This window comes from Streptomyces sp. NRRL F-5630 (assembly GCF_000719475.1).
Classification (GTDB): Bacteria; Actinomycetota; Actinomycetes; order Streptomycetales; family Streptomycetaceae; genus Streptomyces.
Genome location: NZ_JOGO01000003.1, coordinates 243,955 through 268,881 on the forward strand (window position 1 = coordinate 243,955; position 24,927 = coordinate 268,881).

Genomic DNA, 24,927 nt, shown 5'->3' on the forward strand with positions numbered 1-24,927 from the left:
CACGCACACACGGCCACGTCCCGCGCCGCGACCGTGCCCCTCCCGTATCACCGAGTGATACGCGCCCGCGTCCCCCGCGCGACGTCTGCGAGACTTGACGTGTGATCTCTCGAATCGACCTGCGTGGTGCCGCCCTCCCCGAGGGCGCCGCGCTGCGCGACCTGCTGCCCCGAGCCGAGTTCGACGTCGAGGCCGCCCTGGAGAAGGTGCGGCCCGTCTGCGAGGACGTGCGCCATCGCGGGTCGGCGGCGGTCATCGAGTGGGGGGAGCGCTTCGGCGACGGGACACCGGCGCACCTGCGGGTGCCGCCGGCCGAGATCGAGAAGGCCCGCGCCGCGCTCGACCCCGGCGTCGAGGCCGCGCTCGCCGAGTCGATCCGCCGCGCCCGCCTCGTCCACCGCGAGCAGCGCCGCACCGACGTCACCACCCAGGTCGTCCCCGGCGGCACCGTCACCGAGAAGTGGGTGCCCGTCGAGCGCGTCGGCCTCTACGTGCCCGGCGGACGCTCGGTCTACCCCTCCTCCGTCGTCATGAACGTCGTGCCCGCCCAGGAAGCCGGGGTCGAGGGCATCGCCGTCGCCTCGCCCGCCCAGCCCGAGTTCGGCGGACTCCCGCACCCGACGATCCTCGCCGCCTGCGCCCTCCTCGGCGTCGACGAGGTGTACGCGGCGGGCGGCGCCCAGGCGATCGCGATGTTCGCCTACGGCACGTACGGCCCCGAGGACCCCGAGGGCTGCCGTCCCGTCAACCTCGTCACTGGACCCGGCAACATCTACGTCGCCGCCGCGAAGCGCCTGCTCAAGGGCCGGGTCGGCATCGACGCCGAGGCGGGCCCGACCGAGATCGCGATCCTCGCCGACGCGAGCGCCGACCCCGTGCACGTCGCCGCCGACCTCATCAGCCAGGCCGAGCACGACCCCATGGCCGCCTCCGTCCTCGTCACCGACTCGCCCGAGCTCGCCGAGGCCACCGAACGGGAGCTGGCCCGCCAGGTCGCCGCGACGAAGCACCGCGCCGAGCGCGTCGAACCCGCCCTCGTCGGGCGCCAGTCCGCGCTCGTCCTCGTCAACGACCTCGCCGACGGGCTCACCGTCGTCGACGCCTACGCCGCCGAGCACCTGGAGATCCAGACCGCCGACGCCGCCGCCGTCGCCGCGCGGGTCCGCAACGCGGGCGCGGTCTTCGTCGGCCCCTGGTCGCCCGTCTCGCTCGGCGACTACTGCGCCGGGTCGAACCACGTGCTGCCCACGGGCGGCTGCGCCTGCCACTCCTCGGGCCTGTCCGTGCAGTCCTTCCTGCGCGGCATCCACATCGTCGACTACGGCCGCGACGCGCTCGCCGAGGTCGCCCACCACGTCGTGACCCTCGCGGAGGCCGAGGACCTGCCCGCGCACGGCGCCGCCGTGACCGCCCGCTTCGAGGGGCAGGTGCCGCGCCCATGACGACCCACCGCCTCGACGCCCTCCCGCTCCGCCCCGAACTGCGCGGCAAGAGCCCCTACGGCGCCCCCCAGCTCGACGTGCCCGTACGCCTCAACACCAACGAGAACCCGTACCCGCTCCCCGAACCGCTCGTCGCGCGCATCGCCGAGCGCGTCCGCGAGGCCGCCCGCGACCTCAACCGCTACCCCGACCGCGACGCCGTCGAGCTGCGCACCGCGCTCGCCGCGTACCTCTCCCGCGAGGGGTACGAGGTCACCGCCGCGCAGGTGTGGGCGGCGAACGGCTCCAACGAGGTCATCCAGCAGCTCCTCCAGGTCTTCGGCGGCCCCGGAAGGCTCGCGATCGGCTTCGAGCCCTCGTACTCGATGCACGGCCTCATCGCCCGGGGCACCAGCACCGAGTGGGTCTCCGGGCCCCGGCGCGCGGACTTCACGATCGACACCGAGGCCGCTGTCGCCGCGCTCGCGACGCACCGGCCCGATGTCGTCTTCATCACCTCGCCCAACAACCCGACCGGCACCGCCGTCGACCGCGAGACCGTCATCGCCCTCCACGACGCCGCGCAGGCCCTCAAGCCGACGGTCGTCGTCGCCGACGAGGCGTACGTCGAGTTCAGCCACACCGGCTCCCTGCTCCCGTTGCTCGAAGGCCGCCCGCTGCTCGTGATCTCGCGCACGATGTCGAAGGCGTTCGGTGCCGCCGGGCTGCGCCTCGGCTACCTCGCGGCCGACCCCGCCGTCGTCGACGCGGTCCAGCTCGTACGCCTCCCGTACCACCTCTCCGCCGTCACCCAGGCCACCGCGCTCGCCGCCCTGGAGCACACCGATACGCTGCTCGGGTACGTCGAGCAGCTCAAGGCGGAGCGCGACCGGATCGTCACCGAGCTGACCGGGCTCGGCTTCGAGGTGACCCCCTCCGACGCGAACTTCGTGCAGTTCGGGGTCTTCGACGGGCCCGGAGGGGCGCAGGCCGCCTGGCGGTACCTCCTCGACCGGGGCGTCCTGGTCAGGGACAACGGCGTACCGGGGCGGCTGCGGGTCTCGACCGGGACCCCCGCCGAGAACGACGCGTTCCTCGACGCGGTACGCGGACTGAAGAAGGAGCACAGCGCATGAGCCGCACGGGCCGGGTGGAGCGCACCACCAAGGAGACCTCCGTGCTGGTCGAGATCGACCTCGACGGAACCGGGAAGACCGACATCTCGACGGGTGTCGGCTTCTACGACCACATGCTCGACCAGCTCGGCAGGCACGGCCTGTTCGACCTCGTCGTGCGGACCGAGGGCGATCTGCACATCGACACGCACCACACCATCGAGGACACCGCGCTCGCCCTCGGCGCCGCCTTCAGGCAGGCGCTCGGCGACAAGGTCGGCGTCTACCGCTTCGGCAACTGCACGGTGCCGCTCGACGAATCCCTCGCCCAGGTCACCGTGGACCTCTCCGGCCGCCCCTACCTCGTGCACACCGAGCCCGAGGGCATGGCCCCGATGATCGGCGCCTACGACACGACGATGACCCGGCACATCCTGGAGTCCTTCGTCGCGCAGGCCCAGGTCGCCCTGCACGTCCACGTGCCCTACGGGCGCAACGCGCACCACATCGTCGAGTGCCAGTTCAAGGCACTCGCCCGCGCCCTGCGCTACGCCAGCGAACCCGACCCGCGCGCCGCGGGCATCCTCCCCTCCACGAAGGGCGCCCTGTGAACGGCACCTCCACGCTTCTGATCATCATCGGCCTGTTCCTCGCCGGGGGCGTCTGGTCGTTCGTCAAGCAGGGGATGCCGAAGAGCCTGCTCGCGATGCTGTCCGTCGGCGCCGGCGTCTTCCTGATCGCGGGCGTCCTCAACCTGACGGTGTGAGCGCCACGATGAGCAAGAGCAGCAAGAAGGTCGTCGTCCTCGACTACGGCTTCGGCAACGTCCGCTCCGCCGAGCGCGCCGTCGCCCGCGCCGGTGCCGAGGTCGAGATCAGCAGCGACTACGACGCCGCCATGGCCGCCGACGGGCTCCTCGTGCCCGGCGTCGGCGCCTTCGCCGCCTGCATGGCCGGGCTCCGCGCCGCGCGCGGCGACTGGATTGTCGACCGCCGCCTGACCGGGGGCCGCCCCGTCCTCGGCATCTGCGTCGGCATGCAGATCCTCTTCGGGCGCGGCATCGAGCACGGCGTCGAGACCGAGGGACTCGACGAGTGGCCCGGCACCGTCGGCCCGCTGCGGGCCGACGTCGTCCCGCACATGGGCTGGAACACCGTCGAAGCGCCCGCCGACAGCGCCATGTTCGCCGGGCTGAGCCCCGAGGAGCGCTACTACTTCGTGCACTCCTACGCGGTCCACGACTGGACGCTCCAAGTCACCAACGCCCACATGCGCGCCCCCCTCGTGACCTGGACCACGCACGGCGAACGCTTCGTCTCCGCCGTCGAGAACGGCCCCCTGTGGGCCACCCAGTTCCACCCCGAGAAGTCCGGCGACGCCGGAGCCCAGCTCCTCACCAACTGGATCGAGACCCTCTGACCATGGCCCAGCAGCTCGCACTCCTCCCCGCCGTCGATGTCCGCGACGGCCAGGCCGTGCGCCTCGTGCACGGCGAGTCCGGCACGGAGACCTCCTACGGCTCCCCGCTGGAGGCCGCCCTCGCCTGGCAGTCCGCGGGCGCCGAGTGGCTGCACCTCGTCGACCTCGACGCCGCCTTCGGCACCGGCGACAACCGCGCGCTCGTCGCCGAGGTGACAGCCGCCATGGACATCCGGGTCGAACTCTCCGGCGGCATCCGCGACGACGACACGCTCGCCGCCGCGCTCGCCACCGGCTGCACCCGCGTCAACCTCGGCACCGCGGCCCTGGAGACCCCCGAGTGGGTCGCCAAGGTCATCGCCGAGCACGGCGACCGCGTCGCGGTCGGGCTCGACGTACGCGGCACGACGCTCCGCGGCCGCGGCTGGACCCGCGACGGCGGCGACCTCTACGAGACCCTCGCGCGCCTCGACGCCGAGGGCTGCGCCCGCTACGTCGTCACCGACATCGCCAAGGACGGCACCCTCAAGGGCCCCAACCTCGACCTCCTGCGCGGCGTCTGCGCCGCGACGGACCGTCCCGTCGTCGCCTCCGGCGGCGTCGCGACCCTCGACGACCTGCGCGCGCTCAGCACGCTCGTCCCCGAGGGCGTCGAGGGCGCGATCGTCGGCAAGGCGCTCTACGCCAAGGCGTTCACGCTGGAGGAGGCGCTCGACGTGGTGAGGCAGCCGTGAGCGGCCCCGGCGAGATCCGGCGGATCTCCTCCGGCGGCCCCTACGAGGAGGCCATCGGCTACTCGCGCGCCGTCGCCCTGCCCAACGGCCTCGTCCTGGTCTCCGGCTGCACGGGGATACAGGCCGGGCGCCTCGTCGCGGGCGGCCCCTACGAGCAGGCCCGCGCCGCCCTCGCGACGGCGCTCGACGCGCTCGCCCGCCTCGGCCTCACCGCCGCCGACGTCGTGCGCACCCGCATGTACGTCGTGCACAACGGCGACACCGCCGAGGTGGGCCGCGCGCACGCCGACGTCTTCGGCGAGGTCCGCCCCGCCGCGACCCTCGTCCTCGTCGCCGGGCTCATCGACCCGGAGATGTCGGTCGAGATCGAGGTCGAGGCGTACCGGGCCCCCGGGGTGGACGCATGAGCCTCGCGGTACGCGTGATCCCCTGCCTCGACGTCGACGCGGGGCGGGTCGTCAAGGGCGTCAACTTCGAGAACCTGCGCGACGCGGGCGACCCCGTCGAACTCGCCAAGCTCTACGACGCGCAGGGCGCCGACGAGCTGACGTTCCTCGACATCACCGCCTCCTCCGGCTCGCGCGAGACGACGTACGACGTGGTGCGCCGCACCGCCGAGCAGGTCTTCATCCCCCTCACGGTCGGCGGCGGCGTCCGCACCGCAGAGGACGTGGACCGGCTGCTGCGCGCGGGCGCCGACAAGGTCGGTGTCAACACGGCGGCGATCAGCCGCCCCGAGCTGATCCGCGAGATCGCCGAGCGCTTCGGCCGCCAGGTCCTCGTCCTCTCCGTCGACGCGCGCCGCCGCACGGACGGCACCCCCGGCTACGAGGTGACGACCCACGGCGGACGCACCGGCACCGGGCTCGACGCGCTGGCGTGGGCCGAGCGCGCCGCGGAGCTGGGCGCGGGGGAGATCCTGCTCAACTCCATGGACGCGGACGGCACGAAGGACGGCTACGACCTGGAGATGATCACCGAGGTCCGCCGCCGCGTCGACGTCCCCGTCATCGCGAGCGGCGGCGCGGGCAAGCTCGCCGACTTCGTCCCCGCCGTGAAAGCGGGCGCCGACGCCGTCCTCGCGGCCTCGGTCTTCCACTTCGGCGACCTCGCCATCGGCCAGGTCAAGGACGAACTGCGCGAGGCCGGGCTGCCGGTGCGCTGAGCGCGCCGGGCCGTCCCGGCGGCCCGGCGCCCCCGCCGCAATGCGACCTCAGAACCCCAGCTTGTCCGTCTCGGTCAGCGCCGTCACGGCCGCCTTCTCGCCCTCCAGCTGGACGTCCGCGTGGCCCTGGCGGCCCATGGCGAAGAGCGTCAGCTCGCCCGGCTCACCGGTCACCGTGACGACGGGGGTGCCCCGGTTGGCGACCGCCGTGCGGCCGTCGGGCAGCCGCAGCACCATGCCGACGGGCGCCTTGCGACCGCTCATCCGCGCCGTCTTCTCCAGGCGCGTCCACAGCGTCCCTGCGAAGACCGGGTCGAGCGTGCGCGGCGTCCAGTCGGGCTGGGCCCGGCGGACGTCCTCGGCGTGGACGAAGAACTCGACGGCGTTCGCCAGCTCGTCGACCTGCTTGAGCTTGAACGGCGAGTACTTCTGCGGGCCCGTGCGGATGAGCTGGACCAGCTCCTCGTACGGCTTCGCGGCGAACTCCGCCTGCACCCGCTCCAGGCGCGGGGCGAGCGCCTTGACGAACATGCCCCCCGCCGCGTCCGGGCGCCGCTCGCGCACCACCACATGGGCGGCCAGGTCCCGCGTCAGCCACCCCTCGCACAGGGTCGGCGCGGTGGGACCCGACGCCTCCAACAGATCGGCCAGAAGCAGCCGTTCACGCTTCGCATGACTGGACATGGAAGTCAGCCTAGCCCCGCGACCGGCAGGTGAAACGTCCCGCACCCCGGGCGCGCCGCGCTGCGCGACAATGGCCGTATGAACAGTACGGCCGACAGCCCCCTCGACCCGGACCTCGCCCGGCGCCTCAAGCGGACGGCGGACGGGCTCGTGCCCGCGATCGCCCAGCAGTACGACACCGGCGAGGTGCTCATGCTCGGGTGGATGGACGACGAGGCGCTGCACCGCACCCTCACCACCGGGCGCTGCACCTACTGGTCGCGCTCGCGGCAGGAGTACTGGGTCAAGGGCGACACCTCCGGGCACGTCCAGCACGTCAAGTCCGTGGCCCTGGACTGCGACGGCGACACCGTGCTCGTCATGGTCGACCAGGTGGGCGCCGCCTGCCACACGGGCGACCGCACGTGCTTCGACGCGGACGTGCTGCTCGCACCGGAGTCCTGAACCGGCGGCCCGGCGGCGGGCACCCGCGCCCCGTGGTGCGGCGGCCCGGCGGCGGGGACACGCGCTCCCTCGCGCGGCGGCCCGGCGGCGGAACGCGGATCTCGGCCGTCTTCGGTGGCGGGACGTGAATCCGGCGGCCCCCGCGGGCCAGTAGGGTCCTGCCCCATGGACCTCGCAGCCTTCCGCGCTCTCGCCACCGACCGGCGGGTCATCCCCGTCAGCCGCACCCTCCTCGCCGACGGCGACACCCCGGTCGGCCTCTACCGCAAGCTCGCCGCCGAGCGCCCCGGCACCTTCCTGCTCGAATCGGCCGAGAGCGCGGGCCAGTCCTGGTCCCGGTACTCCTTCATCGGCGTCCGCAGCGCCGCCGTGCTCAGCGAGAAGGACGGGCAGGCGCACTGGACGGGCACCCCGCCCGTCGGCGTCCCCACCGACGGCGACCCGCTCGCGGCCCTGCGCGCCACCGTCGAGGCCCTGCACACCCCGCGCGACCTCGCCCCCGGACTCCCGCCCTTCACCGGCGGCATGGTCGGCTACCTCGGCTACGACGTCGTGCGCCGCCTGGAGAAGCTCCCCGAGGACACGCCCGACGAGCTGGGCCTGCCCGAGCTGACGATGCTCCTCACCTCGGACCTCGCCGTGCTCGACCACTGGAACGGCACCGTCCGGCTCATCGCCAACGCCATCAACCACAACGACCTCGCGACGGGCGTCGACGAGGCGTACGCGGACGCCGTCGCCCGCATCGACGCGATGGAGGCCGACCTGCGCCGCCCCCTCGCCTCCGAGCCCGCCGCGCTCCCGGAGTCCGCGCTCCCGGAGTACACCGCGCGCTGGGGCGGCCCCGACTTCCGTACCGCCGTCGACACGATCAAGGAGCGCATCCGGGCCGGGGAGGCCTTCCAGGTCGTGCCCTCGCAGCGCTTCGAGACACCGTGCGCGGCGAGCGCCCTCGACGTCTACCGGGTCCTGCGCGCCACCAACCCCTCGCCCTACATGTACCTCCTGCGCCTCGACGGCTTCGACATCGTCGGCTCCAGCCCCGAGGCACTCGTGAAGGTCGAGGACGGCCGCGCCCTGGTCCACCCCATCGCGGGCACGCGCCCGCGCGGCGCCACCCCCCAGGAGGACCGCGAACTCGGTGAGGAACTCCTCAAGGACCCCAAGGAGCGCGCCGAGCACCTCATGCTCGTCGACCTCGGCCGCAACGACCTCGGCCGCGTCTGCGCGCCCGGCAGCGTCGAGGTCGTCGACTTCATGTCCGTCGAGCGGTACTCGCACGTCATGCACATCGTCTCGACCGTCACCGGGCGGGTCGCGGAGGGCCGCACGGCCTTCGACGTCCTCACCTCCTGCTTTCCCGCCGGGACCCTCTCGGGCGCGCCGAAGCCGCGCGCCCTGGAGATCATCGACGAACTGGAGCCCTCGCGACGCGGCGTGTACGGCGGCGCCATCGGCTACCTCGACTTCGCGGGCGACTCGGACACCGCGATCGCGATCCGCACCGCCGTGCTCCGCGAGGGCACCGCCTACGTGCAGGCCGGAGCCGGGGTCGTCGCCGACTCGGACCCGCTCGCCGAGGACCAGGAGTGCCGCAACAAGGCCGCCGCCGTGCTCCGCGCCGTCCACAGCGCCGACCGCCTGCGGACCGCGCGCGGCGGTGAGGGATAGTGGACGGGTGACTGCTGTCCCGCATCCCCGTACCGACGCGCCGCCCGCGAGCCCGGCGGTCCCCGAGGCCGCGCCCGCCCAGCGCGGCGCGCGCCGGAGCCTCGCCGCCGCGCTCGTGCTCGGCGCCGCGGGTGCCGCGCTCGCCCTCCTGTGCTCGCGCCAGACCTGGGCGCACGGCACCGCGACCGTCGTGGGCGGCACCCTCCCGCTCTCGGTGAAGGGCGGCGACGTCACCGGCGCCCCGGCGGCCCTCGCCATCGTCGGCCTCGCCTCCCTCTTCGCCGTCTTCGCCGTCCGCCGCGCGGGCCGCGTCTTCGTCGCGGCCCTGCTCGCACTCAGCGGCGTCGGCACCGTCGTCGCGGGCGTCCTCGGCGCGCGCGATCACAGCGCGCTCGACGACAAGGCCGCCGAAGCCTCCGGGCACGCGGCGGCGACCGTCCACGCCTTCAGCGCCACCGTCTGGCCCTGGGTCTCCACGGGCGCCGGCGCCCTCCTCCTCCTCGCGGGCGTCCTCGCGCTGCTGCACGGCCGCCGCTGGCCCGCGATGTCCGGACGGTACGAGCGCGGGGCCGAGGCGCCCCGCCCGCGTGCCCCGCGCCGCGCGGTCGACCCGGACCGCCCCGAGGACCTGTGGAAGGCCATCGACCGGGGCGAGGACCCGACGGGCGACCGCTGAGCCGCGCGGTGCGCGGGGCCCACCCCCGTGAGCACCGCCGGGTCCCGTGCGCGACAATGGACGCGTAGATCCACCGCATCGAGGAGCAAGTCATGTCGCAACAGGGCCACGGACACACACCGGCGGCGTGGACCGGCGTTCTGATCGCCTTCGTGGGGTTCATCGTCTGCAGCGTCTTCACCGTGATGGCCGTGCCGGTCGGCTTCTGGGTCGGCATCGGCATCCTGCTGCTCGCGGCGATCGTGGGCGGCGTGATGAGCGCGGCCGGTCTGGGCGCGCCCAAGGGGAACGGCCCGCTCGGCCACGGCCACCACTGAACCCGGGTGAGCGGGGCTCTGCCCCGCTGCCCGCGCGCCGGAGGGCTGGGCCGTCCGCCACGCCGCGGAGGGCGCGCCCGCGCCGCCCGCGTGCGGCATCGGCCGCCCGGTCCCACAATGGGCCGGTGACCACCTCCGCCCCCCTCGCGCGTCCCGCCCGTCGTCTCGCCGCCCCCGTTCTCGCCCTCGTCGGCGTGGCGGGGGCGTTCGCGTACGTCGGGGCCGTCGACCCGAACGAGCCGGGGCACTACCCCGCCTGCCCGCTGCTGCGGTTCACCGGGATCTACTGCCCCGGGTGCGGCGGGCTGCGCAGCGCGCACGCCGTCGCGCACGGGGACCTCGTGGCGGCTTTCCAGGACAACGCGCTCGCCGTCGCCGGATACGGGATCGCCGCCGTGCTCTGGCTCGTGTGGGCCGTACGCGCCGCGCGCGGCCAGGACCTCGCGGTGCTCCAGCCCCCGGCCCGGCTGCGCTGGGCGCTCGGGGCCGTCCTGCTCGTCTTCACCCTCGTACGCAACCTGCCGTTCGGCGGCTTCCTGCACCCCTGAACCCACGCACGCCCCGCTCCGCGGAATCCGCTGGTGAGCCTCGCCACCGTCAACCGGATGCGGGGCTTACGCCCTGCGGCGGCTACCATCGCAAGAGGTCCCCCGCCCCCCGTTCCACCGGGCACGGCCGGGCCTGAACCACGTTTCCCCTCCCCGCGCGGGGAGGTTCGAGAGGAGTCCGCCGGAGTGAGTGTGCTCGACGAGATCATCGACGGAGTGCGTGCCGACCTCGCGGAACGGCAGGCGCGCGTCAGCCTCGACGAGCTGAAGGAGCGTGCGGCCCGCGCCCCGGAGGCCCGCGACGGACTCGCCGCGCTCGGCGGCGAGGGCGTGCAGGTCATCTGCGAGGTCAAGCGCTCCAGCCCCTCCAAGGGCGCGCTCGCCGCGATCGCCGACCCCGCCGCGCTCGCGGCGGACTACGAGGCGGGCGGCGCCGCCGTCATCTCCGTGCTCACCGAGCAGCGCCGCTTCGGCGGCTCGCTCGCCGACCTCGAAGCGGTCCGCGCCAAGGTGGACATCCCCGTCCTGCGCAAGGACTTCATCGTCACCTCGTACCAGCTGTGGGAGGCCCGCGCCTACGGGGCCGACCTCGCGCTCCTCATCGTCGCGGCCCTGGAGCAGCCCGCGCTCGAATCGCTCATCGAGCGGGCCGTCTCGATCGGCCTCACGCCGCTCGTCGAGGCGCACGACGAGGCGGAGGTCGAGCGCGCGGTCGAGGCGGGCGCCCGCCTCATCGGCATCAACGCGCGCAACCTGAAGAACCTCAAGGTCGACCGCAACACCTTCGAGCGCGTCGCCCCCGAGGTCCCGGCGGGCGTCCTCAAGGTGGCCGAGTCGGGCGTACGCGGCCCGCACGACCTCATCGCCTACGCCAACGCGGGCGCCGACGCCGTCCTCGTCGGCGAGTCCCTCGTCACCGGGCGCGACCCGAAGACCGCCGTCGCCGACCTCGTCGCCGCAGGCGCCCACCCGGCGCTGCGCCATGGACGGGACTGACACCCCCCATGACCACCGCTTCCCCCGCCCCCGCGACCCGGCAGGCCCCGTGCCCGTCCGGGGCCGCGGTGTGCGCGGCGGAGAGCGGTCCCGCGGCTCCCCCGAGGCCCGGCCTCGCACCGGAACGGGCGGCGTGCGCGCAGGCCCGCGACCCGTACGCGTGCCTCGCCCGGGGCTGCCGCCCGCGTGGCTGCCGCGCCCCGGCGCGCCGCGTCCACGGCCGCCGCGTGCGGTACGTGATCGGCGACGAGCCGGGCCAGGTCAACGGCATGCGATGGCGCCGCGCCGGCCGCTGAGGGCCTGACGCGGCGTGCCGCCCGTACCGTACGTGTCCGGGCGTGCGCGCGCCGTACCCTCGTGGCCACCGTGCCGTCCCCGACCACCTCTCCCGGGCCGCCCGCGCGCGCCCGGTACCGGAGCGTCCACCCATGTCACACGAGGCATCCCAGGGGCACGACTTCTTCGTGCCCGATCCCGAGGGCCTGAGCCCGAACACCGAGGGCTACTTCGGCCGTTTCGGCGGCGCCTTCATCCCCGAGGCGCTCGTCGCCGCCGTCGACGAGGTCGCCGTCGCCTACGACAAGGCCAAGAGCGACCCCGCCTTCGCCGCCGAACTCAACGACCTCCTCCTCAACTACACCGGGCGTCCCAGCGCTCTCACCGAGGTGCCGCGCTTCGCCGGACACGCGGGCGGCGCCCGCGTGTTCCTCAAGCGCGAGGACCTCAACCACACCGGCTCGCACAAGATCAACAACGTGCTCGGGCAGGCGCTGCTCACCCGCCGCATGGGCAAGACCCGCGTCATCGCCGAGACCGGCGCGGGCCAGCACGGGGTCGCGACCGCGACCGCCTGCGCCCTCTTCGGCCTCGACTGCACGATCTACATGGGCGAGATCGACACCGAGCGGCAGGCCCTCAACGTGGCCCGGATGCGGATGCTCGGCGCCGAGGTCGTCGCCGTGAAGTCCGGCAGCCGCACCCTCAAGGACGCCATCAACGAGGCGTTCCGCGACTGGGTCGCCAACGTCGACCACACGCACTACCTCTTCGGCACCGTCGCGGGCCCGCACCCCTTCCCCGCGATGGTCCGCGACTTCCACCGCGTCATCGGCGTCGAGGCCCGCCGCCAGCTCCTGGAGCGCACCGGCAGGCTCCCCGACGCCGCCGTCGCCTGCGTCGGCGGCGGCTCCAACGCGATGGGCCTCTTCCACGCCTTCCTGCCCGACGAGGGTGTCCGGCTCGTCGGCTGCGAGGCCGCCGGGCACGGCGTCGCCTCCGGCGAGCACGCGGCGACCCTCACGGCGGGCGAGCCGGGCATACTGCACGGCTCGCGCAGCTACGTCCTCCAGGACGAGGAGGGCCAGATCACCGAGCCCTACTCGATCTCCGCCGGGCTCGACTACCCCGGCATCGGCCCCGAGCACGCGCACCTGCGCGAGACGGGACGCGCCGAGTACCGCCCGGTCACCGACCGCGAGGCGATGGAGGCGCTGCGGCTCCTGTCGCGCACCGAGGGCATCATCCCGGCCATCGAGTCGGCCCACGCCCTCGCGGGCGCCCTCGACATCGGGCGCGAACTCGGCCCCGACGGGCTCGTCCTCGTCAACCTGTCCGGACGCGGCGACAAGGACATGGACACCGCCGCCAAGTACTTCGGCCTCTACGACGACGCCTCGGTCGTCGTGGACGGCATCGTCCGCGCCGACGCGGAGGGGGAGCCCCAGTGAGCAACACAGCGAGTGACGCAGTGAGCGACACAGCGAGTGACGCGATGAGTGGCACGGCGAGCGACGCGGCGGCCCGGCAGCACGCCGGGCAGTCCGCGCTGCTGAGCGAGACCCTCGCGGCCGCCCGCGCCGAGAACCGCGCGGCGCTCGTCGCGTACCTCCCGGCGGGCTTCCCGAGCATCGAGGGCGGCGCGAAGGCCGTGCGGGCCGCGCTCGAAGGCGGCGCCGACATCGTCGAGGTGGGGCTGCCGCACTCCGACCCGGTCATGGACGGCCCCGTGATCCAGACCGCCGACGACATCGCGCTGCGCGGCGGCCTCAAGATCCGGCACGTCATGGACACGGTCCGGCAGGCGTTCGAGGCGACGGGCAAGCCCGTCCTCGTCATGACCTACTGGAACCCGATCGACCGCTACGGTGTCGAGCGCTTCACCCGTGAGCTCGCCGAGGCCGGGGGAGCGGGCTGCATCCTGCCCGACCTGCCCGTGCAGGAGTCCGCGGAGTGGCGCGCGCAGGCCGGGAAGCGCGGCCTCGCGACGGTCTTCGTCGTCGCGCCCAGCAGCACCGACAAGCGGCTCGGCGAGATCACCTCGGCGGGCAGCGGCTTCGTCTACGCGGCCTCCCTCATGGGCGTCACGGGCACACGCGACTCGGTCGGCGCGCAGGCCAAGGACCTCGTGACCCGCGCCCGCGCCACGACTGACCTGCCGATCTGCGTCGGCATCGGCGTCTCGACCCCGGCCCACGCCGCCGAGGTCGCCTCCTTCGCGGACGGCGTCATCGTCGGCTCCGCCTTCGTCAAGCGCCTCCTGGACGCGCCAGACGAGGAGGCCGGACTCGCGGCGGTACGCGAACTGGCGGGCGAACTGGCGAAGGGCGTCCGGCGACGGGACTGAGCCGAGACGCCGGTCCGGTGGACGCGACGCACGGCCGCGGGCCGGGCACGACGGGGAACCCCCGGCGGGCCCGGCCCGCAGGGGTTTCCGGGGACTCACGGCTCCGGCTCCCCGGGGTTCGGCCTCTCCGTCCGGTTCAGACCTCCTGAGGCCCCGGCCTTCCGGGGTGTTCCGGCCTGTGCCTCCCGAGCCGTCCGCGCGGGGTGGGCGATGAGCCGATGGTCCGACCGGTTCCCGGCAACCCAGTGCACTCCGTTTCACTCGTCCGCGTGAAGAAGTGAGGGGGCAGGCACGCGTGCCCCTCCGGTTCGTTGGCGGGAGTGTGAGCGAGAAGAATCGTCAGGGAAAGCTGTCCGCGCGGGACCGCATCGCGGCCGACCGCCGTCGCGAGGAGGCCCGCGAGAAGCGGCGCAAGAGCCTCGTGATGGGAGCCGCCGTGCTCGGGGTGCTCGCCGTGGTGGGGGGCGTCGGCGCCGCCGTCACGCTGGGCAAGAAGGGCAGCACGGACTCCGCGGGACCCGTCGTGGCCCCCAAGGGCGCGACGGGCGAGGACGGGCTCGCCATCCCGCTCGGCGAGAAGTCGGCCCCCTCCGTCCTCACCATCTGGGAGGACTTCCGCTGCCCGGCCTGCGCCCAGTTCGAGAACGGCTTCCGGTCCACGATCCACGAGCTGACCGCCTCGGGGAAGCTCCGCGTCGAGTACCACCTCACCACCCTCATCGACGGCAACATGGGCGGCAGCGGCTCGGCGACCGCCGCCAACGCGGCGCTCTGCGCCCAGGACGAGGGCCGCTTCCCGGCGTACCACGATGTCCTCTACGCCAACCAGCCCGCCGAGACGACCGACCCCTACGCCGAGCCGGACAAGCTCCTCGCCCTCGCCGAGAAGGTCAAGGGCCTCGACACCCCCGCCTTCCGCGAGTGCGTCAAGGGGAACACCCACCGCGCCTGGGTCACCAAGTCCCACGAGAAGTTCCAGCAGGGCGACTTCCGCGGCACCCCCACGGTGATCCTCGACGGCAAAGACGTCTTCAAGGACCCGAAGCCGGCCTTCACTCCGGACCGCCTGAAGGAACTCGTGGAGGAGAAGGCCGGGAAGAGCTGAACCGCGGCCCGGCGGCCGGGCAACCGCGCCCTTCCGGCACACGCGGACCCGGCCGGAGGCCGCCGGGGCCGCCCGGCGAGGGACGGTGTTACGGAGACGTTGCCAACACCGCGCCCCGCCCCCCGCTCGCCACGCGATAGCGTTGAGTCGTCATGGACCTTGCCTACATTCCCAGCCCGTCGCGCGGAGTGCTGTACCTCGGCTCCATCCCGCTGCGCGGATACGCGTTCTGCATCATCATCGGCGTCTTCGTCGCCGTGCTCATCGGCAACCGGCGCTGGATCGCGCGCGGCGGCCGGGCGGGCACGGTGGCGGACATCGCCGTCTGGGCCGTGCCCTTCGGGCTCGTCGGCGGACGGCTGTACCACGTCATCACCGACTACGAGCTGTACTTCACCGAGGGCAGGGACTGGGTCAACGCCTTCAAGATCTGGGAGGGCGGCCTCGGCATCTGGGGCGCGATCGCCTTCGGCGCCCTCGGCGCCTGGATCGGCTGCCGCAGGCGCGGCATCCCGCTCCCGGCCTGGGCCGACACGGTCGCCCCCGGCATCGCCTTCGCGCAGGCGATCGGTCGCTGGGGCAACTGGTTCAACCAGGAGCTGTACGGCAAGCCGACCGACCTGCCCTGGGCGGTGAAGATCACCAGCGACAGCGGTGGCCGCATCCCCGGCACGTACCACCCGACGTTCCTCTACGAGTTCCTGTGGTGCGTCGGCGTGGGCTTCCTCGTGATCTGGGCCGACCGCCGCTTCCGGCTCGGCCACGGGCGCGCCTTCGCGCTCTACGTCGCCGCGTACTGCGCGGGCCGCGGCTGGATCGAGTACATGCGGGTCGACACCGCGCACCACATCTTCGGGGTCCGGCTCAACGTGTGGACGGCGATCGTCGTCTTCATCGGCGCCGTCGCCTACTTCGTGCTCTCCGCCCGGCTCCGTCCGGGCCGCGAGGTCATCCACGACAACGGCGGCGACGGGGAGACCCCGGAACCGCGCGACGCCGAGGACACGCGGACGCCCGAGGACGCGGACGCGAAGGACGCCGAGGCCGGGGCCGCCGAGGCGGACACGACCGAGGACAAGGCGGGGGACAAGACCGGGGACAGGACCGGGGCACCGGGCGACCCCGTCGTCGAGGACGCCGAGTCCTCCGGCTCCACCGCCTCCCTGAAGAAGAGCTGAGCCTGCGGCCCACGGGCCTCACGACTCACGGGCCCACGATTCACGGGCCCACGCCCACGGCACCCGGCAGGGTGGGACGGATCACCTCCGTCCCGCCCTGCTCCGTGTCCGCCCCCGCTCCGTGTCCGGGCCGCCGCCCCGCCCCTCACCCCACCCCGAGCCGCTCGGCGAGCGCCTTCGTGCGGCGGGCGACCGCGACGAGCGCGGCGTCCACGAAGCGGCCGTCCGGGAGCGCGAACGCGCCGCCGTCCCGTGCCGCCGCGCTCAGCACCTCGTCCGCCGCGGCGACCTCCGCCGCGCCGGGGCGCCACGCGTGCTCGATGACCGCGAGCTGACGGGGATGGATCGCGGCGCGCCCGAAGAAGCCGACGTCCCTGCCGTGGCGGCACGAGGCCGCGAGACCCTCCTCGTCCCGCACGTCCGGGTACACCGACTGCGGCGGTGGCGCGAGCCCCGCCGCGCCCGCCGCCAGGACGACACGCCCCCGCGCGTGGTCGAGCCCCGCGTCCCCGCGCACCCCGAGCGCCGCCCGCAGGTCCGCCTCACCGAGCGCCACGCCCCGCACCGCCGGGTGCGCCGTCGCGACCTCGAAGGCCCGCTCGACGCCGAGCGGGCACTCCAGGACCGGGTACAGCTCGGGGACCGGCGCTCCGCCGCAGGCCACCGCCGCGCGCCGCACGTCCTCCGCGCCCCGCGACTTGGGCAGCCGCAGGCCCGACAGGTGCGGCAGCCCGACGAGCGCCGCCACGTCGTGCGCGCCCCAGGGACCGTCCAGATGGTTGACGCGTACGTGCACGGGGACCGGGACCGGGGACGAGAGGAGTTCGACGACGGCGGACCGCGCGTACTCCTTGCCGTCGGGCGCCACCGCGTCCTCCAGGTCCACGAGCACCACGTCGGCACCCGCCGAGAGTGCCTTCTGGACCCGCGCGGGACGGTCGCCCGGCACGTACAGCCAGGTCAGCGGAGTGCCGGACAGATCGTTCTCCCTCTCCTCGCCCGTCATACCGCCCCCGCCGCCCGCAGCCGCGCGATGTCCCCGGCGCCGAAGCCCGCCTCACCGAGCACCGCGTCCGTGTCCGCGCCGTGCGGCCTGCCCGTCCAGCGGATGTGCCCCGGCGTCTCCGAGAGCCGGAAGAGCACGTTCTGCATCCGCAGGCGTCCCAGCTCGGGATCGTCGAACGCGGGCAGCGAGCCGAGCGCCGCGTACTGCGGATCGGCCATGATGTCGGCGATGTCCTGCACGGGCGCGATCGCCGCATCCGCCTCCTCGAAGGCGTCCACGACCTCCTTGCGCTCGCGCGCCGCGATCCAGGAGCCCACCGCCTCGTCGAGCACGTCCGCGTGCGCCGCGCGCCCCGCGCCGCTCGCGAACCACGCCTCGTCGATCAGCTCGGGGCGCCCCACGAGCCGCATGACCCGCTCGGCGACCGACTGCGCCGAGGTCGAGACCGCGACCCAGCGGCCGTCCGCCGTGCGGTACGTGTTGCGCGGCGCGTTGTTCGCGGAGCGGTTGCCGGTGCGCGGCTGGACGTAGCCGAGCTGGTCGTACCAGAGGGGCTGCGGGCCGAGCACGGTGAGGATCGGCTCGATGATCGCCAGGTCGACGACCTGCCCGCGCCCCGTCCGCTCCCGCCCCGCGAGCGCCGTCATGACCGCGTACGCCGTCGCGAGGGCCGCGATCGAGTCGGCGAGCCCGAACGGCGGCAGCACGGGGGGACCGTCCGGCTCCCCGGTGATCGCGGCGAATCCGCTCATCGCCTCCGCGAGCGTCCCGAAGCCGGGGCGCTTCGCGTACGGGCCGAACTGCCCGAAACCCGTCACACGGGCGAGGACGAGCCGCGGGTTCACCTCGCTCAGCTCCGCCCAGCCCAGCCCCCAGCGCTCCAGCGTCCCCGGGCGGAAGTTCTCGATCACGACATCCGCGTCCGCGACGAGCCGCAGCAGCACCTCACGGCCCTCGGGCCGCGACAGGTTCGCCGTCGCGTTCCGCTTCCCGCGCCCGAGCAGCTTCCACCACAGCCCCACGCCGTCCTTGCCCGGCCCGTGCCCCCGTGAGGGATCGGGACGCGTGGGGTGCTCGATCTTGACGACGTCGGCGCCGAAGTCGGCGAGCATCGTCGCGGCGAGCGGCCCGGCGAAGAGCGTCGCGAGATCGAGCACGCGAATGCCGTGCAGGGGGCCCGGCTCCTCGGGGGCCTCGGGCGTGTCGGGCTCGTACGGGCTCAGGGCCGGGCCTGAGGCGCCGGACCCCCACCTGCTCCCATCCGGCTCCCGCTCGTTCCCGTCGGGCTCCCGCCCACCCTCGCAGGGTTCCCGCGTCACGCCACCACCCCCGCGCTCGCGTCGATCTCGGACCGGTGCGGCATCGAGGGCGCCGCGCCCGCGCGCTGCACCGAGAGCGCCGCCGCCGTGCCCGCCCACGCGAGCGCGTCGGGCATCGCCCGCCCCTCGCCGAGCGCGACCGCGAGGGCGCCGACGAAGGTGTCTCCCGCCGCCGTCGTGTCCACCGGGTCCACCTCGGGCGCCGGGACGACGAGTTGTTCCGCGCCTCGCGCGGCGTACAGGCAGCCGCGCGCGCCGAGCGTCACGACTACCTCGGGCACGCGGTCGAGCAGGACGCGCGCGGCCTCGGCCGGGTCGCGGATGCCGGTCAGGGCGGCGGCCTCGTGCTCGTTGGGGACGAGGAGGTCGGTCGCGGCGAGCAGCCCGGGGGGCAGGGTCTGCGCGGGCGCGGGCGTGAGGACCGTGCGCACGCCGTGGCGGCGCGCGGCCTCGGCGCCGGCGAGGACCGCGCCGAGCGGGATCTCCAGTTGCAGGAGCAGCGTGTCGGCCGCGGCGATGAGGTGCTCGTCGCCGGGCGCGAGCCCCGTGAGGCTCCCGTTGGCTCCGGGGACGACGACGATCGCATTGCCCCCTTCGTCGTCCACGACGATGTGCGCGGTGCCGCTCGGGCCGGGGACGAGGCGGAGCAGTTCGGTGTCCACCCCGGCGTCGGCGAGTTCCTGCCGCAGCCGGGTGCCGAAGGCGTCCTCGCCGACGGCGCCGATCATCGCGACGCTCCCGCCCGCGCGCGCGGCGGCGATGGCCTGGTTGGCGCCCTTGCCGCCGGGATGGGTGCGGAAACTGTGCCCGGTGACGGTCTCGCCGCGTTCGGGGGCGCGGGCGACGTGGGCGACGAGGTCCATGTTCGTGCTGCCGAGGACCACGATGTGGCTCATGGAGTGGGGCTCCTGGTGGCGGTCGGGGGCGGCGCCTCGCCGTCCGGGGCGGACTCGTCCCGGACGAGGACGCGCTCCCGGGCGGTGGGGCGGCGGGCGGGCTGGTCGTGGGCGGACCCGGGGGCGAGGGCGAGTTCCGTGGTGAGCCGGGCGAGCGTGCCGTAGTCCGCGCCGGTCTCGCCGGGATCGTTCCAGCTCCCCTTGACCGCTGTCCTCAATCGGTTCCCCAGCGGAGCCGTCCACACCCCGGGGACCCCGTGGAGCACTCCTGCGACGGACCCGGCCGTCGCTCCGTTCGAATCCGTGTCCCAGCCGCCGGAGACGGCACGGGTCACCGCGGCGGTGAAGAAGTCCTCCTCCGCGCCCGCCTCGACCGCGAGCGCCGCGTGCGTGAGCGCGGCGGCCAGGAGCGCCGCGTTGGGGACGACGTGCACCCAGTGCGTGCCCCGGTGCGCGGCGTGCAGCGCGTCGACGACGGTGGCGAAGTCCTCGTGCGTACGGGCGAGGGCGACCGCCTCGCGGACGGCGCGCGCGAGGCGGGACCCCCGCGGCACGACGCGCAGGCCCGTCGCGAGGCAGTGGTGCACGTCCCCGCCGTGCGCGGTCGCCTCCGCGAGCACGGCCGCCGCGAACATCGCCCCGTACACCCCGTTGCGCGTGTGGCTCAGCACCGCGTCCCGCCACGCCTGCTCCGCCGCGCCCGCCGGGTCGCCCGGGTGCGTCCAGCCGTGCACGTCGGCCCTGATCAGGGCCCCGATCCACTCGCGGAAGGGGTTGCGGTGCCGGGCGGTCTCCGGCGGTTCGATGCCGCGCAGGAGGTTCGCGTACGCGACCCGCTCGGCCGTGAAGACCTTTCCGGCGGGCAACTGCTCCAGCCACAGCGCCGCGAGATCGGCCGTCGTGAAGCCCCGCCCGTGCCGCAGCAGCAGCTCGACGGTCAGCACGGGGTGGTCGAGGTCGTCGTCCTCGGGCGTCCCCGCGAGGTTCTCGGCGAGGCAACTGCCCGCGCTGCGCCGGTTCCACGGGTACGCGGCGAGCACGTCCGCCGGGACGCCGCGCGCCGTGAACCACGTGCGCAGCGGCCAGTTCCCCGCCGCCCGCGCGAGCGCCCTGATGCCGTCGAGGGGAAGCTTCTCGACCGGCTTGCCCAGCACGCACCCGGCCGCGCGCCCGCGCCAGGCGGCTTCGAGCCGCCGCTCCAGGGCCACCGGATCGCCGTCGTACGCGCGCACGCCGGGCCACTCGGGGCACGCCGCGACGATCTCGCCGAACTCCGTCGGCTCAGCGCCGTCCGCCGCCTCGGGAACCTCCGCGATCCGGGCCAGCAACTCCTCGGCGAGCGCGCGCAGCGCAGGCGGTACGGGGGCCGGGGACGCCCCCGCCCGCACGGGTGCCGCCAGGCCGCCCGCCGCGAACCAGCGCGCCGCGATCCCCGCGACCTCGCGCCCCTCCTCGCCCGCCTGCCGCACCTCGTGCCCGATCAGGTCCTCCGGCTGCACCCACGTGAGGCGCAGCCCCGCGCCCGTACCGCTCACGCGCGATCCCCCGCTTCCAGGGCCGCGAACGCCGCCTCGTGCGCGCGCCGCCGCGCCACGTCCCTGCCGTGGACCTCCCGCGCCACCTCGGTGAGGGCGGCCGCCGCGCCGCGCACGTCGAGGCGGCTCGCGCGGCTCACCTCCTCCGCCCACTCCGCCGGGATCACCGCCGCGCCGCCGAGCGCTCCCGCGAGTGCCCCGGCCATCGTCGCGATCGAGTCGCAGTCCCTGCCGTAGTTCACCGCGCCGAGGATGGTGTCCCTGCCCCGCCCCGCGCACACGAGCAACATGCCGAGCGCGATGGGCAGTTCCTCGATCGCGTGCAGCCGCGAGGGCCGCCGGGCGCCGAGCGAGGGTGCCCGGTACTCCTCGCCGACCGTGTCGTACGGCGCGATCGCCGCGCGCAACGCGGCCTGCGCCGCCTCGGGTTCGCCGTAGCGGACGGCGACCTCGCAGACCGCCTCGATCGCCGCGCGCGTGCCGTCCTTCGCGAGCCGCAGACACGCCTCCACGACGTCCCCGGGAGAGGCCCCCGGCCGGCACGCCGCGGCGACGGCCGCCGCGAAGACCGCGGCCGCCTCCCGCCCGTACGAGGACTGGTGCGCGCCCGCGATCTCGGCGGCCTCCGCGTAAGCCCCCTCCGGGTCACCGGCGTTGACGAGCCCGACCGGGGCCATGTACATCGCCGCGCCGCAGTTCACGACGTTCCCGACGCCCGCCTCGCGCGGGTCGGCGTGCGCGTAGTGCAGCCGCGTCACGAGCCACTTCTCGGCGAGGAAGACGCGGTGCAGCGGCAGCGCCTCGGCCTCCAGCTCGGGAATCCACCGCGGGTTCTCGGTGAGTTCGGGCACGAGATGGGCGGCGATCGCGTGCGCGTCCAGGTGGTCGCGGACGGTGCCGTAGACGCGGATCAGCGCGTGCGTCATGAGGGTGTCGTCGGTGACGTGCCCGTCGCCCTTGTGGTACGGGGCCAAGGGGCGCGCCGTGCGCCACTCCTCACCCGCCCACGGACCGACGATGCCCGTCACCCTGCCGCCGTGCCGCGCCACGATCTGCTCCGGGCTGTATCCCTCCACGGGCCCGCCGAGCGCGTCGCCCACGGCGGCGCCGAGCAGCGCGCCGAGCACGCGGTCGGCGAGTCCCGGGCCCGTCGCCGGGACGTCTCGGGCAGGGGGGAGCGGTGAGACTGCGGTCATGAGGCGGTGTCCTTTCCCGCGTCCGTGGGTGGTGCGGTGGTCTTCTCGTGGAGAGGGAGGCGCGCGGGCTCGCGGAGGGTGCCCCGCGCGGGTTCCCGTGGCGGGTCCCGCAGGGGGACGAGGGCGTCGAGGCGTGCGGCGAGCGCGAGGAGGTCGGTGCCCGCGAGCCGGGGCACCGCGCAGCCGCTGAGCCACCGGCAGGCCGCGCGCCACGGCGCGGGCACCACGGCGCCGAGCGCCCCGGTGAGCGCGCCGGTCAGCGCGGGCGCCGAGTCGGCGACGCGGGCGAGGCACGCGGCGGCGGGCAGCGCGGCCTCGGCACGGCCGCGCGCGGCGAGCGCCAGCGCCAGCGCGACGGGCACGGTCTCGGCGGCGGCGACGCCGTAGCTGTAGACGTGGTCCACGATCTCGTGTTCCAGGACCGGGACGAGCGCGAAGGCGGCGGTGCCCGGGTCGGGGCCGGGCCCGTCCCCGCCGTGGCTCCCGCCCGTGCCCTCGCCGTCACCGACGGCCCGGCGCGCGTGCGCGACCGCCTCGCGCGTGGCCCTCCCGATCGCCGTGTCCTCGGGCAGTTCGGCGAGCGCGGCGCCGACCGCGCCCTCCGCGTCCGCGCCGCCGAGTCCCGCCGCGACCGCCGCGGCGACGGCCCGCGCGCCGAGCACCCCGTCCCCGTCCTGCGTGTAGCGCGCGTCGTACTCGGCGAGCGCGGCGGCCGCGCGCGGCTCCCCGGGGCGCAGCGTCGCGAGGACGGCGGCGCGCACGCACGCCGCGTCGTCGAAGTAGTGCGGGTTGTCGTGCCCGCAGGCCGGGGGCGCGAGCCCGGCGGCGAGGTTCGCGAGCGAGGTCCGCACCGAGATCCGGGCGCGGAAGGCGGGCGGCGGCTCGGCGGGCGCGCCGCCCGCCCGTTCGGCGGGCGGGGCGGTGAGCTGGGCCGCGAGCGCCGCCCAGTGCCGGTCGAGCGCCTCGCGTACCCCGCTCTCGCCGGGCGTCACGGCGTCGAGCAGCGCGTATGCCGTCAGCGCCGCCCATTCCGCGTCGTCCGAGGGCCCGAGCCGCAGCGGTCCGGGGGCTTGGTTGAGCGCGACGGGCACCGGGAGCGTGGTCACGCCGCCCTGCTCGGCGAAGAGGTCGAGTTCGCGTGCGAGCCGCCGCGTCCAGGCGGGCATCCCGTGCGCCCGGTGCCGCCCCGCGGGCCACCCCGCCGCGTCCCCGGCGGCGATCCCGAGCAGCACGCGGGCGGCGGGCGAGCCGGGATCGACGACGGGGTGCGGGCGGGCGGGCGCGAGGGGAACGGTCGCGGACTCTGCGGGGGCGCTCATGGGGTGGCTCCGGAGGAGGGAGGGAACGGGAGGGGAGGTCCTCCGGCCGGGGGCGCGGCGGCGGGGCCCGGGACGGGACGGCCGGGCACGGCCGCCGTCGGCGGGGCCGTGGCGGCCTCGCCCGCGGCGTGCGCGGGGGAGGCGCTGTCGTCCGCCGTCCGCCGGGCCGTGACGAGCTGGTCGGCCAGGTCGAGGACGTGACGGCCCGCCATCGCGGGGAGGCAGGAGCCGCGCGCGGGACCGATGCGGCGCGCCCACTCCGGGGGGATCGCCCCGACCCCGCCCGCCGCGCCCGCGAGCGCCCCGGCGATCGCGGCGGTCGTGTCCGCGTCGCGCCCCATGTTCACCGCGGCGAGCACTGCCGTGCGGAACGCGCCGCCCGCGAGCGCGTATGCGCCGAGCGCGAGTCCCACCGCCTCCGGCGCGAGGTCCGTCCACGGGTAGGCGCGCACCACGACGGCGGCCCGCAGCGCCCGTTCCCCCTCGCGCGCCGCCACGAGCGCACGGCTCAGGGACCGGTACGTCCACGAATCGGCCGGTACGGAGGCGAGCGCCGCCTCCGTCACCTCGCCGGGACCCGCCCCCGTCATCGCCACGGCGACCGCGGCGGCGACGGCCTGCCCGCCGTGGATGCCCTCGCCCTCGTGGCTGACCGCGCCGTCCACGGCGACGAGCCGCGCCGCCTCGGCCGGGTCGCCCGCCGCGTACACCCCGAAGGGCGCGGCGCGCATCGCGAGGCCGTCGCTCCACGGGTGCCGGTGCTGCGCGCTCGCCGGGGCACCGAGCCCGCGCCGCAGGTTCTCGACCGTGCCGCGCTCGCTGAACCCGGCCCCGCGGAAGGCGCCCGCGTCGATGTCGGTGAGCCACTCGCGCCAGGCCGCCTCCGCGTGCGCCACGGTGAGCCCGGCCCCGTGCCTCACGAGCAGCAGGCCCGAGAACAGGGCGTACTCGGTGTCGTCCGTCCCGGCGGGCCGCTCCGCCACGTACCCCGTGATCCGCCCCCAGCGCCGTCTGATCTCGCTCGGCTTGAGGTTCTCGGCGGGCGCGCCGAGCGCGTCCCCGACCGCGAGCCCGAGGAGCGCGCCCCGCGCCCGTGCCTCCACCCCGGCCGGTGCCGTGCTCACCGTGGTGGCCATCGGGTACCTCCTCGGGCGGCCTGCGGCGGGACCCTCGTTCCGCCCTCTGCCCGCTGATCCTGCGCCATGCGGCGCGCTGTTCGGACGACGTTCGAGGCGAAGGGGGAGGGGCGCGGGAGCGGAATCACTCGTTCGGCGGTCGCGGGAGCAGGGGGCGGCAGGAGGCGGGCGCGCGGCGCGGCACGGTGCGCCCCTCACGCGCCGGGATCACCCGTACGAGGGCTCCGTGCGGGCGCCGGGTGAGGTGCCATGCGGGCGCCGGGTGAGGCGCCGGGCGAGCAGTCGCGCGAGAGGGAGGGCGAGCTGCCGCGCGAGGCGCCCAGGAGCGGCTGCCCGAGGCGCCCCGCGCGGACCACGGCGGGTCCCCCTGAGGCGCCGCGCGAGCGGCCCCGCGAGCCCCCGCCCGCCCCCGGTAAGTACGGCC

Annotated in this window: 26 protein-coding genes and 1 pseudogene; 19 read left to right on the forward strand and 8 right to left on the reverse strand. The window is 75.3% G+C overall.

The features are described from left to right. Window positions 1-101: 101 nt before the first annotated feature. The 8 genes from hisD to hisF are packed head-to-tail and all read left to right on the forward strand — an operon-like array spanning window position 102 to window position 5,854. Complete coding sequence (hisD, locus tag IF99_RS0102405) at window positions 102-1,442, forward strand: histidinol dehydrogenase (protein ID WP_030994606.1); 1,341 nt, start codon at window positions 102-104, stop codon at window positions 1,440-1,442. Then, window positions 1,439-2,557 (forward strand): histidinol-phosphate transaminase, encoded by a 1,119-nt coding sequence (locus IF99_RS0102410; RefSeq protein ID WP_030994607.1) that lies wholly within the window; start codon window positions 1,439-1,441, stop codon window positions 2,555-2,557. The genes hisD and IF99_RS0102410 overlap by 4 nt, the downstream gene beginning before the upstream one ends. Continuing rightward, window positions 2,554-3,147 (forward strand): imidazoleglycerol-phosphate dehydratase HisB, encoded by a 594-nt coding sequence (gene hisB, locus IF99_RS0102415; protein ID WP_030994608.1) that lies wholly within the window; start codon window positions 2,554-2,556, stop codon window positions 3,145-3,147. Before IF99_RS0102410 ends, hisB begins: the two co-directional genes overlap by 4 nt. After that, the gene (locus IF99_RS34240) at window positions 3,144-3,302 is read left to right on the forward strand and encodes a hypothetical protein (RefSeq protein ID WP_010277019.1); all 159 of its coding nucleotides are present in this window, start codon (window positions 3,144-3,146) and stop codon (window positions 3,300-3,302) included. Before hisB ends, IF99_RS34240 begins: the two co-directional genes overlap by 4 nt. An 8-nt stretch (window positions 3,303-3,310) precedes the next feature. Beyond that, the gene (gene hisH / locus IF99_RS0102425) at window positions 3,311-3,955 is read left to right on the forward strand and encodes an imidazole glycerol phosphate synthase subunit HisH (RefSeq protein WP_030994609.1); all 645 of its coding nucleotides are present in this window, start codon (window positions 3,311-3,313) and stop codon (window positions 3,953-3,955) included. Between the two features lie 2 nt (window positions 3,956-3,957). Further along, the gene (priA, locus tag IF99_RS0102430; protein ID WP_030994610.1) at window positions 3,958-4,689 is read left to right on the forward strand and encodes a bifunctional 1-(5-phosphoribosyl)-5-((5-phosphoribosylamino)methylideneamino)imidazole-4-carboxamide isomerase/phosphoribosylanthranilate isomerase PriA; all 732 of its coding nucleotides are present in this window, start codon (window positions 3,958-3,960) and stop codon (window positions 4,687-4,689) included. Next, on the forward strand, window positions 4,686-5,096 hold the full coding sequence (locus tag IF99_RS0102435) for a Rid family hydrolase (RefSeq protein ID WP_037826327.1): 411 nt from the start codon (window positions 4,686-4,688) through the stop codon (window positions 5,094-5,096). The genes priA and IF99_RS0102435 overlap by 4 nt, the downstream gene beginning before the upstream one ends. Next, window positions 5,093-5,854, forward strand: a complete 762-nt coding sequence (hisF, locus tag IF99_RS0102440) for an imidazole glycerol phosphate synthase subunit HisF (protein ID WP_030994612.1) — start codon at window positions 5,093-5,095, stop codon at window positions 5,852-5,854. The genes IF99_RS0102435 and hisF overlap by 4 nt, the downstream gene beginning before the upstream one ends. Window positions 5,855-5,902: 48 nt before the next feature. Here hisF and IF99_RS0102445 read toward each other — a convergent pair whose 3' ends face one another. Then, window positions 5,903-6,538 carry a TIGR03085 family metal-binding protein gene (locus IF99_RS0102445; protein WP_030994613.1) on the reverse strand — a complete coding sequence of 212 codons (636 nt, stop codon included), beginning with the start codon at window positions 6,536-6,538 and terminating at the stop codon, window positions 5,903-5,905. Window positions 6,539-6,616: 78 nt separating this feature from the next. Between IF99_RS0102445 and hisI the strand changes: the two genes are divergently transcribed. The 11 genes and pseudogenes from hisI to lgt form a co-directional block, all read left to right on the forward strand. Next, window positions 6,617-6,982: a phosphoribosyl-AMP cyclohydrolase gene (hisI, locus tag IF99_RS0102450; protein ID WP_030994614.1), complete on the forward strand. Its 366-nt coding sequence runs from the start codon at window positions 6,617-6,619 to the stop codon at window positions 6,980-6,982. A 165-nt stretch (window positions 6,983-7,147) separates the two neighbouring features. Then, window positions 7,148-8,653 (forward strand): anthranilate synthase component I, encoded by a 1,506-nt coding sequence (locus IF99_RS0102455; RefSeq protein WP_030994615.1) that lies wholly within the window; start codon window positions 7,148-7,150, stop codon window positions 8,651-8,653. A 7-nt stretch (window positions 8,654-8,660) separates the two neighbouring features. Continuing rightward, entirely contained in the window at window positions 8,661-9,329 is a 669-nt protein-coding gene (locus tag IF99_RS0102460) for a TIGR02234 family membrane protein (protein WP_030994616.1), read from the forward strand. A 92-nt stretch (window positions 9,330-9,421) separates the two neighbouring features. After that, window positions 9,422-9,646, forward strand: a complete 225-nt coding sequence (locus tag IF99_RS0102465; protein ID WP_030994617.1) for an HGxxPAAW family protein — start codon at window positions 9,422-9,424, stop codon at window positions 9,644-9,646. A 125-nt stretch (window positions 9,647-9,771) separates the two neighbouring features. Continuing rightward, window positions 9,772-10,194 (forward strand): DUF2752 domain-containing protein, encoded by a 423-nt coding sequence (locus IF99_RS0102470; RefSeq protein WP_030994618.1) that lies wholly within the window; start codon window positions 9,772-9,774, stop codon window positions 10,192-10,194. A gap of 186 nt (window positions 10,195-10,380) precedes the next feature. Beyond that, window positions 10,381-11,190 carry an indole-3-glycerol phosphate synthase TrpC gene (gene trpC / locus IF99_RS0102475; RefSeq protein ID WP_030994619.1) on the forward strand — a complete coding sequence of 270 codons (810 nt, stop codon included), beginning with the start codon at window positions 10,381-10,383 and terminating at the stop codon, window positions 11,188-11,190. 8 nt (window positions 11,191-11,198) lie between these two features. Then, window positions 11,199-11,486, forward strand: a complete 288-nt coding sequence (gene trpM, locus IF99_RS0102480; protein ID WP_234340554.1) for a tryptophan biosynthesis modulator TrpM — start codon at window positions 11,199-11,201, stop codon at window positions 11,484-11,486. Between the two features lie 132 nt (window positions 11,487-11,618). Beyond that, a complete protein-coding gene (gene trpB, locus IF99_RS0102485; RefSeq protein WP_030994621.1) occupies window positions 11,619-12,917 on the forward strand; it encodes a tryptophan synthase subunit beta in 1,299 nt (432 codons plus the stop codon). 44 nt (window positions 12,918-12,961) lie between these two features. Continuing rightward, on the forward strand, window positions 12,962-13,813 hold the full coding sequence (gene trpA / locus IF99_RS0102490) for a tryptophan synthase subunit alpha (RefSeq protein ID WP_051703326.1): 852 nt from the start codon (window positions 12,962-12,964) through the stop codon (window positions 13,811-13,813). 322 nt (window positions 13,814-14,135) lie between these two features. After that, the gene (locus tag IF99_RS0102495) at window positions 14,136-14,918 is read left to right on the forward strand and encodes a DsbA family protein (RefSeq protein WP_030994623.1); all 783 of its coding nucleotides are present in this window, start codon (window positions 14,136-14,138) and stop codon (window positions 14,916-14,918) included. Window positions 14,919-15,070: 152 nt separating this feature from the next. Beyond that, window positions 15,071-15,869, forward strand: a pseudogene (gene lgt / locus IF99_RS0102500) (prolipoprotein diacylglyceryl transferase); the annotation flags it as partial. A gap of 372 nt (window positions 15,870-16,241) precedes the next feature. Here the strand turns inward: lgt and IF99_RS0102505 are convergent. From IF99_RS0102505 to IF99_RS0102535, 7 genes are all read right to left on the reverse strand, one after another. After that, a complete protein-coding gene (locus IF99_RS0102505; RefSeq protein WP_107048919.1) occupies window positions 16,242-17,102 on the reverse strand; it encodes an HpcH/HpaI aldolase/citrate lyase family protein in 861 nt (286 codons plus the stop codon). Then, window positions 17,099-18,325: a CaiB/BaiF CoA transferase family protein gene (locus IF99_RS0102510; protein WP_030994626.1), complete on the reverse strand. Its 1,227-nt coding sequence runs from the start codon at window positions 18,323-18,325 to the stop codon at window positions 17,099-17,101. The genes IF99_RS0102505 and IF99_RS0102510 overlap by 4 nt, the downstream gene beginning before the upstream one ends. Before the next feature lie 92 nt (window positions 18,326-18,417). Next, window positions 18,418-19,317 carry a ribokinase gene (rbsK, locus tag IF99_RS0102515; RefSeq protein WP_030994627.1) on the reverse strand — a complete coding sequence of 300 codons (900 nt, stop codon included), beginning with the start codon at window positions 19,315-19,317 and terminating at the stop codon, window positions 18,418-18,420. Then, window positions 19,314-20,852, reverse strand: coding sequence for an ADP-ribosylglycohydrolase family protein (locus IF99_RS0102520; RefSeq protein WP_030994628.1), 1,539 nt, complete (start codon window positions 20,850-20,852; stop codon window positions 19,314-19,316). The genes rbsK and IF99_RS0102520 overlap by 4 nt, the downstream gene beginning before the upstream one ends. Beyond that, entirely contained in the window at window positions 20,849-22,048 is a 1,200-nt protein-coding gene (locus IF99_RS0102525; protein WP_030994629.1) for an ADP-ribosylglycohydrolase family protein, read from the reverse strand. Before IF99_RS0102525 ends, IF99_RS0102520 begins: the two co-directional genes overlap by 4 nt. Next, the gene (locus IF99_RS0102530; RefSeq protein WP_078654956.1) at window positions 22,045-23,367 is read right to left on the reverse strand and encodes an ADP-ribosylglycohydrolase family protein; all 1,323 of its coding nucleotides are present in this window, start codon (window positions 23,365-23,367) and stop codon (window positions 22,045-22,047) included. The genes IF99_RS0102525 and IF99_RS0102530 overlap by 4 nt, the downstream gene beginning before the upstream one ends. Beyond that, entirely contained in the window at window positions 23,364-24,503 is a 1,140-nt protein-coding gene (locus IF99_RS0102535) for an ADP-ribosylglycohydrolase family protein (RefSeq protein WP_078654957.1), read from the reverse strand. Before IF99_RS0102535 ends, IF99_RS0102530 begins: the two co-directional genes overlap by 4 nt. Window positions 24,504-24,927: the final 424 nt, after the last annotated feature.

Coding starts and splice junctions, on each gene's coding strand:
- IF99_RS0102530 (WP_078654956.1), bottom strand. CDS start 23,367: ATGAGCGCCCCCGCAGAGTCCGCGACCGTTCCCCTCGCGCCCGCCCGC.
- trpM (WP_234340554.1), top strand. CDS start 11,199: ATGACCACCGCTTCCCCCGCCCCCGCGACCCGGCAGGCCCCGTGCCCG.
- priA (WP_030994610.1), top strand. CDS start 3,958: ATGGCCCAGCAGCTCGCACTCCTCCCCGCCGTCGATGTCCGCGACGGC.
- rbsK (WP_030994627.1), bottom strand. CDS start 19,317: ATGAGCCACATCGTGGTCCTCGGCAGCACGAACATGGACCTCGTCGCC.
- IF99_RS0102465 (WP_030994617.1), top strand. CDS start 9,422: ATGTCGCAACAGGGCCACGGACACACACCGGCGGCGTGGACCGGCGTT.
- IF99_RS0102535 (WP_078654957.1), bottom strand. CDS start 24,503: ATGGCCACCACGGTGAGCACGGCACCGGCCGGGGTGGAGGCACGGGCG.
- trpB (WP_030994621.1), top strand. CDS start 11,619: ATGTCACACGAGGCATCCCAGGGGCACGACTTCTTCGTGCCCGATCCC.
- IF99_RS0102410 (WP_030994607.1), top strand. CDS start 1,439: ATGACGACCCACCGCCTCGACGCCCTCCCGCTCCGCCCCGAACTGCGC.
- hisH (WP_030994609.1), top strand. CDS start 3,311: ATGAGCAAGAGCAGCAAGAAGGTCGTCGTCCTCGACTACGGCTTCGGC.
- IF99_RS0102455 (WP_030994615.1), top strand. CDS start 7,148: ATGGACCTCGCAGCCTTCCGCGCTCTCGCCACCGACCGGCGGGTCATC.
- IF99_RS0102505 (WP_107048919.1), bottom strand. CDS start 17,102: ATGACGGGCGAGGAGAGGGAGAACGATCTGTCCGGCACTCCGCTGACC.
- trpA (WP_051703326.1), top strand. CDS start 12,962: ATGAGTGGCACGGCGAGCGACGCGGCGGCCCGGCAGCACGCCGGGCAG.
- IF99_RS0102525 (WP_030994629.1), bottom strand. CDS start 22,048: ATGACCGCAGTCTCACCGCTCCCCCCTGCCCGAGACGTCCCGGCGACG.
- hisI (WP_030994614.1), top strand. CDS start 6,617: ATGAACAGTACGGCCGACAGCCCCCTCGACCCGGACCTCGCCCGGCGC.
- hisB (WP_030994608.1), top strand. CDS start 2,554: ATGAGCCGCACGGGCCGGGTGGAGCGCACCACCAAGGAGACCTCCGTG.
- IF99_RS0102445 (WP_030994613.1), bottom strand. CDS start 6,538: ATGTCCAGTCATGCGAAGCGTGAACGGCTGCTTCTGGCCGATCTGTTG.
- hisF (WP_030994612.1), top strand. CDS start 5,093: ATGAGCCTCGCGGTACGCGTGATCCCCTGCCTCGACGTCGACGCGGGG.